A 13,263-nucleotide genomic window follows, 5' to 3' on the forward strand; every position below is an offset into this window, starting at 1 on the left:
GTCAGACCCGCTCTATGATCGTGCCCGTCGACAGCGCGCCGCCAGCGCACATCGTGATCAGGGCGGTCGCCGCACCGCGCCGTTCCAGCTCGTGCAGCGCGGTCGTGACCAGCCGTGCGCCGGTGCTGCCGACGGGGTGGCCGAGCGCGATCGCGCCGCCGTTGACGTTCACCAGGTCCGGGTCGGGTTCGTGCACGGCCTGCCACGACAGCACGACCGACGCGAACGCCTCGTTGACCTCGAACAGGTCCAGGTCGGCGATCGTCATGCCGCTGCGGGCGAGCAGCCGCGCGGTGGCGTCGACCGGGCCGTCGAGGTGGTAGTACGGGTCGGTGCCGACCAGGCACTGCGTGACGATCCGCGCCCGGGGCACGAGCCCTGCGTTCCGCGCTGTCGCCTCGTCCATCAGCAGCACGGCCGCCGCGCCGTCGGAGATCTGCGACGACGAGCCCGCGGTGTGCAGACCGTCCTCGAGCACCGGTCTCAGTCGCGAGAGCGCGTCCATGCTGGTCTCGCGCAGCCCCTGGTCGCGGGTCACGGCACCGACGGGCACGACCTCCCGGTCGAAGTGCCCGGCGTCCCACGCCTTGCCTGCCTTCTGCTGCGACAGCGCGCCGAACCGGTCGAGGTCCGCGCGGGACAGTCCTCTGCGGACCGCGATCCGCTCGGCGGCGCCGAACTGGTTGGGCAGGTCGATCGCCCAGTCGTCGGGTCGCGGTGTCCCGACGTCCACGCCGACGTTCGAACGCAGCGGCACCCGGCTCATGGCCTCGACCCCGCACGCGATGCCGACGTCGATGGCGCCTGCCGAGATCTGCGCGGCGATCAGGTGCGTGGCCTGCTGCGCGGAGCCGCACTGCGAGTCGAGCGTCAGGCAGCCGGTCTGGTACGGGAGGCCCGCGTACAGCCAGGCGGTGCGCGTGATGTTGCCGGACTGCTCGCCCGCCTGCGTGACGCAGCCGCCGAACACCTGCTCGACCAATGCCGGGTCGATGCCGGCGCGGTCGACGACCGCACGCTGGGCCACGCCGAGCAGGTCGGCGGCGTGCCTGCCGGACAGGTCACCACCACGTTTGCCGATGGGGGTCCGCGCTGCCGCCACGATCACCGGGTTTCCCATGAACACAAACTAGAACGCGTTCCGCGCACAGGCAAGCAGGCGCTTGGTTTGTGGTGAGCGCGTGTGCTTCAATCGACTAGAACGTGTTCCATATCTGCGGGAGGCCATGGTGATCCCGGACGGCTTCGACTTCACCGACCCCGACCTGTACGAACAGCGGATACCGGTCCAGGAGTTCGCCGAGCTGCGCCGCACCGCCCCCGTGTGGTGGAACGCGCAGCCACACAACCTGGCCGGCTTCGAGGACGACGGGTACTGGGTGGTGAGCCGGTACGCGGAGGTCAAGGAGGTCTCGCGGAACAGCGAGGTCTTCTCGTCGGCCGAGAACACGGCGATCATCCGGTTCAACCCGGACATGACCCGCGAGAAGATCGAGGCCCAGCGGCTGATCATGCTCAACATCGACCCGCCGCAACATTCCAAGGTGCGCGGCATCGTCTCCAGGGGCTTCACCCCGAAGGCGGTGAACCGCCTGCGCGAAACACTGGCCTCCCGGGCCGAACGCATAGCCACCGAGGCCCGCGCGAAGGGCGGCGGCGACTTCGTGACCCAGGTGGCGTGCGAACTCCCACTCCAGGCGATCGCCGAACTGCTCGGTATCCCGCAGGACGACCGGCACAAGGTCTTCGAGTGGTCCAACCAGATGGTGGCCTACGACGACCCGGAGTACTCGATCAACCCGGAAGCGGCGTCGGCGGAGCTGCTCGGCTACGCGTGGGCGATGTCGGAAGAACGCAAGAAGTGCCCGATGGACGACATAGCCACCACCCTGGTCAACGCGGACATCGACGGTGAGTCACTTGGCTCGGACGAGTTCGGCTTCTTCGTGCTGCTGCTGGCGGTGGCGGGGAACGAGACGACCAGGAACGCCATCTCCCACGGCATGCACGCGTTCCTGAGCAACCCGGAACAGTGGGACCTGTACAAGTCGAACCGCCCGGAAACCGCCGCGGACGAGATAGTCCGCTACTCGACCCCGGTGATGTCCTTCCAGCGGACGGCGATGTCCGACATCGAGTTGGGTGGCGTTCCCGTCAGGAAGGGTGACCGGGTGGGCATGTTCTACAGCTCGGCCAACTTCGACGCGGAGGTGTTCGCCGAACCGGAGAAGTTCGACATCCTCCGCGACCCGAACCCCCACCTGGGCTTCGGCGGCACCGGCGCCCACTACTGCGTTGGCGCGAACCTGGCCAGACTGGAAATAGACCTGATCTTCAACGCCATAGCCGACCACATGCCCGCCATCCGACAGGCCCAACCCCCAAGACGCCTACGCTCCGGCTGGCTGAACGGCATCAAAGAACTACAGGTCACCTACACCTAACCCCGCGAGTCCCCGGTCCAGAACCCGCGAGTCCCCGGTTCAGGACTCGCGAGTCCCCGGTTCGGAACCCGCGAGTCCCCGGTTCGGAACCCGCGAGTCCCCGGTTCGGAACCCGCGAGTCCCCGGTTCGGAACCCGCGAGTCCCCGGTTCGGGACCTTCGAGGTGCCGGTTCGGAACAGGCGGGCAGCGTCGCCGACGAGTTGTCCACAGGTGCTCGAGTTATCCACAGACCGCGCTTCATCGGTGGGAGAACCGTCTGCGAACAGGCACCGTGTCTCCCATGTTCGAACTACCTGAAGGCCTGCACGGCGCGCATCGGCGGGAGGACCTGCGTCGCGAGGTCGGTGCCATGCACCTCCGGAAGATCATCCGGGAAGGGCGGCTGGTGTCCTTCTCCCGGAAGGTCCTGGTCGAGCGTGCCCGGCAACTGACCCTGCCTACGCGCGCCGCGGCCGCGTTGTTGCTCGCTGGACCTCGCGCTGTGCTCACCGGCCACACCGCCGCTTTCCTCCACGGCTGTACCGCCGCCGACACGGGGCGCATACACGTGCTGGTCGACTACCACCTGAAGGTTCCGTGCGTCCCCGGAGTGGTCGTCCATCAGGGGCTCTTCGACGAGCAGGACGTGGTCACAGTCGATGGGCTCAGGGTGTTCGTGCTCGAGTACGCGATCACCGAGTTGTTGTGCCGAGAGGCCCGACGGGTCGCGCTGGCATGTGCGGACCAGGCACTCGCGCTGACCCCGCCTGAGCTGCGGGCGGAGTTCCGGGCGGAGGTACTGCACCGGATCGGCGCGCGACGTGACTCTCGTGGGCGGCGACGGTCGCAGATCCTGCTGGACCTCGCGACCGGGCGCGCCGAGTCGCCTGCTGAGAGCTGGCTGTTGCTCAGCTTCTTCGACGCGGGGTTCTCCGTTCCTGACCAGCAGTTTTCGGTTCTCGACATCAAAGGCCGGGAGATCTACCGGCTCGATCTGGCGTGGAAGGAGCCGATGGTCGCGGTCGAGTACGACGGCTACGCGGCACACGTGGACCGGATCGAGCGAGACGCGGCGAGGGACGAGGACCTGCGACGCCGTGGCTGGCTGGTCCTGCACGCCGATGCCACGGACCTGAGCGATCCGTCTCGGCTCCACGCTGAAGTCCGGCGGGCATTCTGGCGACGACGGTTCGCCGCCTAGCGGATTGATTACGTAAAGCTCATGTGAAGTGACTTCGGTGTACGAACACGTCACCAGGCACAACACCCACACCCCGACGGGCGCCCGCAGGGGCGCCCCGACGCCGTGAATGGCGCGTTCACGGCACAACTGGTGCCGTGAATGGCACATTGACGGCGTTGAGCGCCGTGAACGGCCCATTGACGGCATTGCGGATGCCGTGAACGCGCCTTTCACGGCACCGGTCCGGGCGCTACGCGCCCGGCCCGCGAAGCGGGCCCCAGCACAGCAAGTCCGGCACAGCAAGTCCGGCACAGCGAGCCCGCGAAGCGGGGCAGCAGCCCCGCGCAACCCTGACGGTGGCGTAAGCCCACCCCATAGGGGCTCCCTGCCATCCCGTCGACCTGGCAGCGCCCGATCACGCCGTGTCAAGGGGGGCCGAAAGCCCGAATCACATCATGCGGAAATAGGCCCCCCTTGGCGCGGTGTGATAGCCCGTAGGGAGGTTGACGGGATGGCAGGCAGACCCGAACCCAACCGCAGCTGACATGCCCCCTCCGTCACCCCCGAGACCTGCCCGTCCGGCGAGGACAAACCCACCCACGACGTCACCCCCGAGACCTACCCGCCCGGCGAGGACAACCCACCACAACGCGAACCGAAACCAGGCAACCCACCCGACCGAAAACCGAGCCGACCCGACTAGCACACGACGACCGACCGCCCACCCACGCCAACTTCACGGATCGATCGTCTAGCGGCAGGAGTGTCCGAACCGTCAACTCAGCGGTCCTGAACCGGGGACTCGCGGGTTCTGAACGGGGGACTCGCGGGTTTTGGACGGGGGACTCGCGGGTTTTGGACGGGGGACTCGCGGGTTTGGGTGCGGCTTGGTGGGGGTGCCCTTTTGGGTGGGTGGGGTGGCCTTTTTGGTGTCCTTTCGGGGGGAGGGGGGCGGGGGTTGTGCGGGCACCCTGGGGCAGGTGTTGTGCCGTCGTTTTGTTGTCGCCGTCCTGCTGCTGGGGGGTGTGCTCACGGCGTGTTCCGGCAGTAACCCGGCTGAGCACTTCTGTGACGACTACGGTGACGCGGTCGGCAAGCTCTATGTCGCGGCCGGTGACTACGCGGTCGCGCCGGACCAGTTCGCCGCGGTCGCCAGGTCCACCATGGACGAACTGTCCAGGGTGCGGGCCGGTGCGCCCAACGACGACCTGCGTCGCGCCTTCGACTCCGCCTACTTCTCCATGACCGTGTTCAGTGAGGACGACGGGCTCGCCGACTTTCTCGTGCGCACCGACTTCGCGCACGACGACGTCGTGAAGGCCTGCGCCGAGTACGGGATCGAGCTCAGACCTGACGCAGCGTAGCCATCGCGCGCTCGGTCTCCCAGAACGCACGCATCGACACGATCAGCCCGTCCTCGTTCACCCGGTACACGAACACGCCCTCGGTGTCCACTCTGGACCCGCCGGGCAGGAACGTGGTGATCGTGCCGACGTTCGCCACCTCGTTGCCCGCCGCGAACGAGTCGCGGATGTCGAACTCGAAGCGTTCGACGTTCGCGATCGTCATGTCCCAGAACGCGGCGATCGCCGCGTGCCCGCGGTGCCCGTTGCCAGTCGGGTCGAACATCGACACACCGACCGGGTCCTCGACCACGCCGTCCTCCGCGAACAACGTCAGCCACTCCTCCTTGGCGCCGCGGGACACCGCGTCCATCGACCGGCGCGACGCGGTGCGCGCCGGGTGCGTGGTTTCCGGGCCACTCCAGGTAACCGCTGTCATAGCTGCCCCATGATCTCGTCGGCGAACCGCTTCATGCCGTCCTTCTTGGCTTCCAGTGGCCCGTCCAGGCCGACGCCGTAGAACACCCACGGCACCACGATCGCGTCGGTGACCCCCGCTTCGGCCTGCTGCCAGTAGCCGTCCACGCCGAACCGGTCGACGCACACGGCCTGGATCTCGAACGGGCCGCTCCGGTCGTACTCGGCGCGCAGCGTGGCGAGCCGGTCGATCACGTCCCGCAGGTCGTCGAACCTGATCATCGCCGATGTCCAGCCGTCACCGACACGGGCCGCCCGGCGCAGCGCGGCCTCGGTGTGCCCGCCGACGTACACGGGCACCGGTTCGCTCGGCGCCGGTGACATCCGCAGCTTGCCGAACTCGTAGTACTTGCCCTGGTAGGACACCATGCCGCCGCCCAGGATCAGCTTGAGCACGTCGATGGCCTCGTCGGCGCGGGCACCGCGGTGGTCGAAATGACCGCCGCACCACTGCGACTCCTCCGGCGACCAGCCCAGCCCGACGCCGAGCCCGAACCGGTTGCCGGTCATCACCGCGACCGAACCGATCTGCCTTGCGAGCAGCACAGGGTTGCGCGGGTTGAGTTTCAGTACCTGTGTATAGAAACGGATCCGGGACGTGACCGCGCCCATCGCGGCCGCCGCGACGAACGGGTCGACCCACGGGGTGTCCTCGTCCCAGAACCGGTTGCCGTCCGGGGTGTACGGGTAGGACGCCGACACCTCTTCCGAGAAGAACAGCGAGTCCGGCAACGCGACCGACGAGTAGCCGCACTCCTCCGCGGTCTTCGCCAACTCGGGCAGCTGGTCCAGCGGACTCAGCGCGACGCCCACCGTGAACTTCATGGTTTCTCCGCTCCGACCACCCACATCGAGAAGTACTGCGAGCCGCCGCCGTACGCGTGGCCAAGCGCGATCCGTGCGCCGTCCACCTGGTGCTCGCCCGCGCGTCCCATCACCTGCATCGCCGCCTCGCCGAACCGCAGCATCCCCGACGCGCCGATGGGGTTCGACGACAGCACGCCGCCGGACGGGTTGACCGGCAGCCGTCCGCCCAGCTCGGTCTCACCGGCCTCGGTGAGCTTCCAGCCCTGGCCTTCCTCGGTGAACCCCAGGTTCTCCAGCCACATCGGCTCGAACCACGAGAACGGCACGTAGATCTCCGCGGCGTCCACCTGCGACAGCGGGTCGTCGATCCCCGCCTCCCGCCACAGGGCGGCGGCCGCGTCCCGGCCCGCCCTGGGGTTGACCTGGTCGCGGCCGGCGAACGTGGTCGGCTCGGTGCGCATGGCCGTGGCGTGGATCCACGCGGCGGTGCGGCCCTGGGCTGCGGACTCGTCACCGAGCACGATCGCGCACGCGCCGTCGGACGACGGGCACGTCTCGTCGTAGCGGATCGGGTCCCACAGCATGGCCGAGGCCTGCACCGACTCCAGTGTGATGTCGGACTGGCGCAGGTGCGCGTACTGGTTCCGCGCGCCGTTGCGCCGGTCCTTCACCGCGACGAGCGCACCGATGTGGCCGGGCGCGCCGGAGCGGCGGAGGTAGGAGCGGACGTGCGGGGCGAAGTAGCCACCCGCGCCCGCGCCGACCGGCATGTGGAACGGCACCGAGATCGACAGCGCCCACATGGCGTTGGACTCGGACTGCTTCTCGAACGCCACGGCGAGCACGCGCGAGTGCTCACCGCCCTGCACGAGACTCGCCGCGACGTTCGCCGTCGAGCCTCCGACCGACCCGGCGGTGTGCACGCGCAGCAGCGGCCTGCCGGTCGCGCCGAGCGCGTCGGCGAGCATCAGCTCGGGCATCATGACGCCCTCGAACAGGTCCGGCGCCTTCCCGAGCACGACCGCGTCGATGTCGGCGAACGTCAGGTCCGCGTCGGCGAGCGCGCGGTCGATGGCCTCCCGGCACAGCCCGGCCATGGTCACGTCGAGACGTTTGCTGCGGTGGTGGGTCTGGCCGACGCCCAGGACCGCGGCGCGTCGTTTCGCCATCAGTCGGCCTCCAGTACGCACACGAGGTTCTGCTGGAGCGCTGGTCCGCTGGTGGCGTGCGCGAGTGCGCGCTCACCTGGGCGGATGCGCGTGGCGGCCTCGCCGATGCGGGCGAGCCCGGCCGCGAACATGGGGTTGCCCGCGAGCGGCCCGCCGGAGGGGTTGACGCTGACCTCGTCGCCGAGCCCGAGTGCCTGCCGCAGCAGGATCTCCTGGTGGCTGAACGGGGTGTGCAGCTCGGCGAGCGTGACACCGTCGGCGCCAGCGGCCTTGGCGGCGGCCACCGTGGACGGTGAGGTGGTGAGGTCGCGGGCGCCGAGGTGCGGGGTCTCGACGCGGTGGTGGATGCTCGTGATCCGCGCGGGCCGGTCGGTGAGGTCGCGGGCCCGGTCGCCGCGGGCGAGGACGACGACCGCGGCGCCGTCGGTGACCGGTGCGCAGTCGTGCCTGCGCAACGGGTCGGCGAGGTACGGCCGCCGGAGCAGGTCGTCCGGGTCGCCGCCGCGGCTGCGGGCGGCGACCCCGGCCATGTCGCGTTCGGTCCACAGGCCCGCGTCGAGCCCGAACCTGGCCTGCAGGCCCGCGATGCTCACCGCGTCCGGCCACAGTGGACCGACGGTGTACGGGTCGAGCTGCATGGCGAGCACGCGCCGCAGCTGACCGGCGGAGGACTTGCCGAAGCCGTACACGAGCGCGGTGTCCACCTCGCCGGTGCGGATCTTCACCCACGCCTCGTAGAGCGCCCACGCGGCGTCGGCCTCGACGTGCGACTCGTTGATCGGCGGGAACGCGCCGATGGCGTCGACGGCGGCGATGAACGAGAACGCGCGGCCCGCCAGGTAGTCGGACGAGCCGGAACACCAGAACCCGATGTCCTTCTTGGACAGACCGACGTTGTCGAGTGCCTCTTTCAGGATGGGCACGAGCATCTCGACACCGTTGGTGGTGCCGTGGGTTTCGCGCACGTTCGGTGCCTGCGCGAAGGAGACGATGCTGACGCTGACGCTGTTCATGCCGCCCCCTCGAAGGCTCCGTGGCGCCGCAGTGCCCGGTGGTTCGCTTCGCTCACAGGTGTCCCGAATAGGAGTCGTAGGGCGCGTCCGGTTCGCCGGTCGGCTGGAAGTGGTCGATGTTCTCGAGTGTCGTGCCCCATTCGGCGCGCGGCCGCCACACGGCCTCGACCCGCATGCCCATCCGGACCTCGTCTGCGGCGCAGCCGAGGACGAGGTGGAGGAACGCGATGTCGGCGCCGTCGAGGAGGATGTACGCGGCGACGTACGGGGGTTTGATGCGCTGGCCGAGGAACGGGACGTTGACGATGCAGAACGTGGTGACGATGCCTCGGTCGGGTAGCTCGATCTCCTCCTCGGTCGGCACCCCGTCGGTCGGGCACGCCCCGCGCGGCGGGATGTAGACCTTGCGACAGGCCGGGCAGCGCTGGCCGAGCAGCTTGCCGTCGGCCAGGCCGCGCAGGTACCGGCTTTCCTCCGGGGACGCCGAATGCCGGTAGCTCAGGTGGATCGGCGTCGTGAGCATGCTGATGTCGTCGGCCTCGCGTGGCTCGACCGGCGTTTCGCCGTCCTCTGGTCCGAAGCAGACGATGTCCCGCACGCCGTTGCCGCCGGTCTCCGCCCAGCGCGCGCGGACCCGCATGCCGGTGTGCACGGTGTCCGCGTCGACCGCGTGCAGCATCGGCGTGTCGGCCCCGTCGAGCTGGACGAACGCCCACGTGAACGGTCGCTGGAGTGGTTGACCGGCAAGGGGTTCTGGCTGCCTGCACCAGGATGTGACGGTGCCGGTGTGCGCTACTTCGACCAGTTCGGTGAGCGGTTCGCCGGTCACGGGGTCGTACTCGGGCGGCGGCACGTGGACGCGGCCGTCAGTGCCACGTGCTCCCAGAATCCGGCGTCGGGCCAGTCCGGTGACGAACCGGCTCAGCGTCGGGCCGAGTGACCGGGTGTAGTCGAACCCGATGTCGAGCGGTGCGGACAACGGTGCCTGCGTCACGTCCTGAGTGAAACACGTTCTACTTTACTGGGCAAGTCTCCCTGTCGGTCGCGGTGGATCAGGCTCGGGTTCGCCCGTGCGTAAGCCCCTCTCGACGCGAGCGAGCGGCTGTCGATGCCCGTCGGGGTCGAGGTGTGCGGTGATGGCGGTTCTGATCTCTTCCATGCCCAAAAGCTAGCCGACGTGCGGGTAGTCGTCACGATATCGAACGGGTGGTCTATTGGTGACACTGATCGGGTGAGGACTAGTTCTACGATCACTGCATGAAACTTGGTCTGCAGCTGGGGTACTGGGGCGCGGGGATGCCGCCCAACGCCGCCGAGATGGTCGTCGCCGCGGATGAGGCCGGTTATGACGCTGTGTTCACGGCCGAGTCGTGGGGGTCGGACGTGTTCACGCCGCTTGCCTGGTGGGGGTCGGCGACCCGGCGCGTCCGGCTCGGGACGGCGGTCGCGCAGTTGTCGGCCCGCACGCCGACCGCGGCGGCGATGGCGGCGCTCACCCTCGACCACCTCTCCGGCGGGCGGGCCGTTCTCGGCCTCGGGGTGTCGGGGCCGCAGGTCGTCGAGGGCTGGTACGGCGCGCCGTTCGGCAAGCCGCTCGCCCGCACCAGGGAGTACGTCGACATCGTGCGCAAGGTGCTCGCGCGGGAGGCGCCGGTGACCAGCGACGGCCCGCACTATCCGTTGCCCTACACCGGGCCGGGTGCTGACGGGCTGGGCAGGCCGCTGCGGGCGATCACCCACCCGCTGCGCGCGGACGTGCCCGTCTGGCTGGGTGCGGAAGGGCCGAAGAACGTGGCGCTCGCCGCCGAGATCGCCGACGGCTGGATCGCGGTGTACTACTCGGAGAAGCTCGCCGACCAGTACAACTCCTGGTTGGACGAGGGGTTCGCGCGGCCCGGCGCACGACGGTCGCGGGCCGACTTCGAGGTGGCGGCGAACGTGTCCGTCACCGTCACCGACGACCCCGCCGCCGCGTACGACCGGCACCGGCCGGTGATCGCGCTGTACGCGGGCGGAATGGGGGCCGAGCAGAAGAACTTCCACGCCGACCTGTTCCGCCGCATGGGGTACGGCGAGGTCGTCGACGAGGTCACCGCGCTGTTCCGTGCCGGGCGCAAGGCGGAGGCCGCCGCCGCGGTGCCGGACGAGCTGGTGGCCGAGACCGCGATCATCGGCACCGCCGAGCAGGTGCGCGCGCAGGTCGGGCAGTGGGGCGACCGTGGCGTGACCATGCTGATGGTGGGCTGTCAGGACGCCGAGCAGGTGCGGGCGGTCGCGGCGGTTCTTGCCCAGAACTGAAACACGTTCTAGATTGGTGGGGTGGCCTCGACCGGACTGTGGAACATCGCCCGTGAGCAGCCTGACCTGACCGCCGTGGTCGACCCGGACGGCAGGCAGGTGACCTACGCCGAGCTGGCCGCGGCGGCCGACCGCTACGGCCGCGGGTTCCAGGCCATGGGGCTGGCGCCCGGTGACAGCGTGGTTCTGTTGCTGCCCAACGGCGTCGACCTGGTTTCGGTCTACTTCGGCGCGTTCCAGACCGGGCTGTACGTGGTGATGGCCAACTGGCACCTGGTCGGCGCCGAGGTCGCGTACCTCGTCGAGGACAGCGGCGCGAAGGCGTTCGTCGCGGACTCGCGTTTCGCGGACACGGCGCGGGACGCGTTGTCGCGCACCGGGGTCGCCGGGTTCGCGGTCGGTGACGTGCCGGGGTTCGCGCCGCTGTCCACGCTCGGCGCCGGTGAGACCGGGCGGCCGGACGTGCGGACCGCGGGGTCGCCGATGCTGTACACCTCGGGGACCACCGGGCGGCCGAAAGGGGTGCGGCGACCGCTGACCGGCGCCGACCCGGACGTCGTGCCGCCTGCCGCGTCGTGGTTCTTCGGGATCTTCGGGCTCGGGCCCTTCGACGGGCACGTGCACATCTGCGGGTCGCCGCTGTACCACACGGCGGTGCTGAACTTCGTGGCCAACTCCATCCAGTTGGGACACGCGGCGGTACTGATGGACCGCTGGCGGCCGGAGGAGATGCTGCGGCTCATCGAGAAGCATCACGTCACGCACAGCCACATGGTTCCCACACAGTTCCACCGGTTGCTGGAGCTTCCCGAGGACGTCCGGTCACGTTATGACGTCTCCTCGCTGCGGTGCATGATCCACGGAGCCGCGCCGTGCCCGCCCGAGGTCAAGCGGCGGATGCTGGACTGGTGGGGCCCGGTGGTGACGGAGTACTACGCGGCGACCGAGGGTGGCGGGACGGCGATCTCGGCGGAGGAGTGGCTGGCGAAGCCCGGGTCGGTGGGGCGTGCGTGGCCGGGGTCCGAGGTGGCGGTGCTCGACGACGCGGGCGAGCCGGTGCCGACGGGGACACCCGGTCTGGTGTACATGCGAATGGGTGACTCCACGTTCGAGTACCACAAGGACGCGGACAAGACCCGTGCCGCGCGGGTGGGGAACCTGTTCACGCTGGGCGACATCGGGTATCTCGACGAGGACGGGTACCTGTTCCTGTGCGACCGGAAGGCCGACCTGATCATCTCCGGCGGCGTGAACATCTACCCCGCGGAGATCGAGAACGAGCTCGCGGTGCACCCGAAGGTGGCCGACGTCGCGGTCTTCGGCGTACCGAACGACGACTGGGGCGAGGAGATCAAGGCGGTCGTGCAGCCGGCGGCGGGGGCCACGCCGGGACCGGAGCTGACGGAGGAACTGCTGGCGTTCGCCCGCGACCGCCTGGCGAAGTTCAAACTGCCACGCACGGTCGACTACGTCGACGAACTGCCACGCGATCCGAACGGCAAGCTGTACAAGCGAAAGCTGCGCGACCCGTACTGGGCGGACCGCGAACGGGCGATTTGAGGGGTTGGCCTCCGGCCCCCGGTTGCCAGCCTACCGGGCAGGGGTGACAGTTCCGGCGCGTGAACGTCGTTGTGTGGACAACTCCCCGAGCGGTGGACAACCCGGCGGTCGCGGGCCTTCGTTGTCGGTGGTTGCCGCTACGCTGGAAACCGGGGGCCGGAGGCCGCCTACCGGCCCTGGAACCGTGGTGGGCGCTTTTCCGCGAACGCTTTCGGGCCTTCCTTCGCGTCCTCGCTCGCGAAGACGCGCAAGCCGATCTCCGCGTCGTGGGTGAACGCCTCGTTTTCGTGCATGCCTTCCGTCTCACGGATCGTGCGGAGGATCGCCCGCACCGCGACCGGGCCGTTCGCCGAGATCGCCCGCGCGAGTTCCATCGCCTTCGGCAGCGCCTGGCCGTCCGGGACCACGTGACCGATCAGACCGATCCGCTGCGCCTCCTCCGCGCGGACGTGCCTGCCGGTCAGCAGCAGGTCCGCCGCCACCGTGTACGGGATCTGCCTCGGCAGGCGCACCGCTGAGCCGCCAAGGGGGTACAGGCCCCAGCGTGGTTCCGACACCCCGAAGCGCGCACTTTCGCCCGCCACCCGGATGTCCGTCGCCTGCAGGATCTCCGTGCCGCCCGCGATGGCCGGGCCCTCGACCGCCGCGATGAGCGGTTTGGTCAGGCGGCGGCCCTTCAGCAGGGGCTCGATGACCGCGGCGTCGAACCGGGTCTCGCCGGGGTGGTTGGCCGTCATGGCCTTCAGGTCGGCACCCGCGCAGAACGCGCCGCCCGCCCCGGTCAGCACGCAGCAGCGCACCGCCGGGTCCTCGTCGACGCGGTCCCACGCCTCCCGCATGATCTTCATCATCTCCGAGGAGAGCGCGTTGCGGGCCGCCGGGCGGTTCATCGTCACGACGAGTACGTGCTCGTCCTGTTCGACGAGGCAGTCCGCCATTCGTTCACCTCCGCCTTGACCATTGCCAGGAACGATAACACGTTCTAGTTT

Annotated in this window: 12 protein-coding genes; 5 read left to right on the forward strand and 7 right to left on the reverse strand. The window is 69.4% G+C overall.

What is annotated here, in order from left to right:
- Position 1: 1 nt before the first annotated feature.
- A complete protein-coding gene (locus ACFPCV_RS09235; protein ID WP_378055624.1) occupies positions 2-1,120 on the reverse strand; it encodes a steroid 3-ketoacyl-CoA thiolase in 1,119 nt (372 codons plus the stop codon).
- A gap of 106 nt (positions 1,121-1,226) precedes the next feature.
- Between ACFPCV_RS09235 and ACFPCV_RS09240 the strand changes: the two genes are divergently transcribed.
- The 3 genes from ACFPCV_RS09240 (at position 1,227) to ACFPCV_RS09250 (ending at position 4,971) form a co-directional block, all read left to right on the forward strand.
- Positions 1,227-2,444 carry a cytochrome P450 gene (locus ACFPCV_RS09240; protein WP_378055625.1) on the forward strand — a complete coding sequence of 406 codons (1,218 nt, stop codon included), beginning with the start codon at positions 1,227-1,229 and terminating at the stop codon, positions 2,442-2,444.
- Positions 2,445-2,725: 281 nt separating this feature from the next.
- Complete coding sequence (locus ACFPCV_RS09245; RefSeq protein WP_378055626.1) at positions 2,726-3,625, forward strand: hypothetical protein; 900 nt, start codon at positions 2,726-2,728, stop codon at positions 3,623-3,625.
- Between the two features lie 962 nt (positions 3,626-4,587).
- Positions 4,588-4,971 carry a hypothetical protein gene (locus ACFPCV_RS09250; RefSeq protein ID WP_378055627.1) on the forward strand — a complete coding sequence of 128 codons (384 nt, stop codon included), beginning with the start codon at positions 4,588-4,590 and terminating at the stop codon, positions 4,969-4,971.
- On the opposite strand, the gene ACFPCV_RS09255 is transcribed toward ACFPCV_RS09250, so the two are convergent.
- From ACFPCV_RS09255 to ACFPCV_RS09275, 5 genes are read right to left on the reverse strand one after another with little or no spacing between them, the layout of a single operon-like run.
- A complete protein-coding gene (locus ACFPCV_RS09255; RefSeq protein WP_378055628.1) occupies positions 4,952-5,389 on the reverse strand; it encodes a nuclear transport factor 2 family protein in 438 nt (145 codons plus the stop codon). The genes ACFPCV_RS09250 and ACFPCV_RS09255 overlap by 20 nt on opposite strands.
- On the reverse strand, positions 5,386-6,252 hold the full coding sequence (locus ACFPCV_RS09260; RefSeq protein WP_378055629.1) for a TIGR03619 family F420-dependent LLM class oxidoreductase: 867 nt from the start codon (positions 6,250-6,252) through the stop codon (positions 5,386-5,388). The genes ACFPCV_RS09255 and ACFPCV_RS09260 overlap by 4 nt, the downstream gene beginning before the upstream one ends.
- Positions 6,249-7,403, reverse strand: coding sequence for a thiolase domain-containing protein (locus ACFPCV_RS09265; protein WP_378055630.1), 1,155 nt, complete (start codon positions 7,401-7,403; stop codon positions 6,249-6,251). Before ACFPCV_RS09265 ends, ACFPCV_RS09260 begins: the two co-directional genes overlap by 4 nt.
- Positions 7,403-8,416 (reverse strand): thiolase domain-containing protein, encoded by a 1,014-nt coding sequence (locus ACFPCV_RS09270; protein ID WP_378055631.1) that lies wholly within the window; start codon positions 8,414-8,416, stop codon positions 7,403-7,405. The genes ACFPCV_RS09265 and ACFPCV_RS09270 overlap by 1 nt, the downstream gene beginning before the upstream one ends.
- A 52-nt stretch (positions 8,417-8,468) precedes the next feature.
- Positions 8,469-9,410, reverse strand: coding sequence for a Zn-ribbon domain-containing OB-fold protein (locus ACFPCV_RS09275; protein WP_378055632.1), 942 nt, complete (start codon positions 9,408-9,410; stop codon positions 8,469-8,471).
- A gap of 263 nt (positions 9,411-9,673) precedes the next feature.
- On the opposite strand from ACFPCV_RS09275, the gene ACFPCV_RS09280 reads away from it, so the two are divergent.
- Together ACFPCV_RS09280 and ACFPCV_RS09285 are read left to right on the forward strand one after the other, a co-directional pair.
- On the forward strand, positions 9,674-10,714 hold the full coding sequence (locus ACFPCV_RS09280) for an LLM class F420-dependent oxidoreductase (RefSeq protein ID WP_378055633.1): 1,041 nt from the start codon (positions 9,674-9,676) through the stop codon (positions 10,712-10,714).
- 21 nt (positions 10,715-10,735) lie between these two features.
- Positions 10,736-12,274 carry an acyl-CoA synthetase gene (locus ACFPCV_RS09285; RefSeq protein WP_378055634.1) on the forward strand — a complete coding sequence of 513 codons (1,539 nt, stop codon included), beginning with the start codon at positions 10,736-10,738 and terminating at the stop codon, positions 12,272-12,274.
- Between the two features lie 167 nt (positions 12,275-12,441).
- On the opposite strand, the gene ACFPCV_RS09290 is transcribed toward ACFPCV_RS09285, so the two are convergent.
- Complete coding sequence (locus tag ACFPCV_RS09290) at positions 12,442-13,212, reverse strand: crotonase/enoyl-CoA hydratase family protein (protein ID WP_378055635.1); 771 nt, start codon at positions 13,210-13,212, stop codon at positions 12,442-12,444.
- Positions 13,213-13,263: the final 51 nt, after the last annotated feature.

Origin of the sequence: Actinophytocola glycyrrhizae, from assembly GCF_042653545.1 — a bacterium.
Classification (GTDB): domain Bacteria; phylum Actinomycetota; class Actinomycetes; order Mycobacteriales; family Pseudonocardiaceae; genus Actinophytocola; species Actinophytocola glycyrrhizae.

What these genes read in the sequence shown, in the direction of transcription:
- ACFPCV_RS09235 (WP_378055624.1), bottom strand. Translation starts at nt 1,120, where the DNA reads ATGGGAAACCCGGTGATCGTGGCGGCAGCGCGGACCCCCATCGGCAAA.
- ACFPCV_RS09240 (WP_378055625.1), top strand. Translation starts at nt 1,227, where the DNA reads ATGGTGATCCCGGACGGCTTCGACTTCACCGACCCCGACCTGTACGAA.
- ACFPCV_RS09245 (WP_378055626.1), top strand. Translation starts at nt 2,726, where the DNA reads ATGTTCGAACTACCTGAAGGCCTGCACGGCGCGCATCGGCGGGAGGAC.
- ACFPCV_RS09255 (WP_378055628.1), bottom strand. Translation starts at nt 5,389, where the DNA reads ATGACAGCGGTTACCTGGAGTGGCCCGGAAACCACGCACCCGGCGCGC.
- ACFPCV_RS09260 (WP_378055629.1), bottom strand. Translation starts at nt 6,252, where the DNA reads ATGAAGTTCACGGTGGGCGTCGCGCTGAGTCCGCTGGACCAGCTGCCC.
- ACFPCV_RS09265 (WP_378055630.1), bottom strand. Translation starts at nt 7,403, where the DNA reads ATGGCGAAACGACGCGCCGCGGTCCTGGGCGTCGGCCAGACCCACCAC.
- ACFPCV_RS09270 (WP_378055631.1), bottom strand. Translation starts at nt 8,416, where the DNA reads ATGAACAGCGTCAGCGTCAGCATCGTCTCCTTCGCGCAGGCACCGAAC.
- ACFPCV_RS09280 (WP_378055633.1), top strand. Translation starts at nt 9,674, where the DNA reads ATGAAACTTGGTCTGCAGCTGGGGTACTGGGGCGCGGGGATGCCGCCC.
- ACFPCV_RS09290 (WP_378055635.1), bottom strand. Translation starts at nt 13,212, where the DNA reads ATGGCGGACTGCCTCGTCGAACAGGACGAGCACGTACTCGTCGTGACG.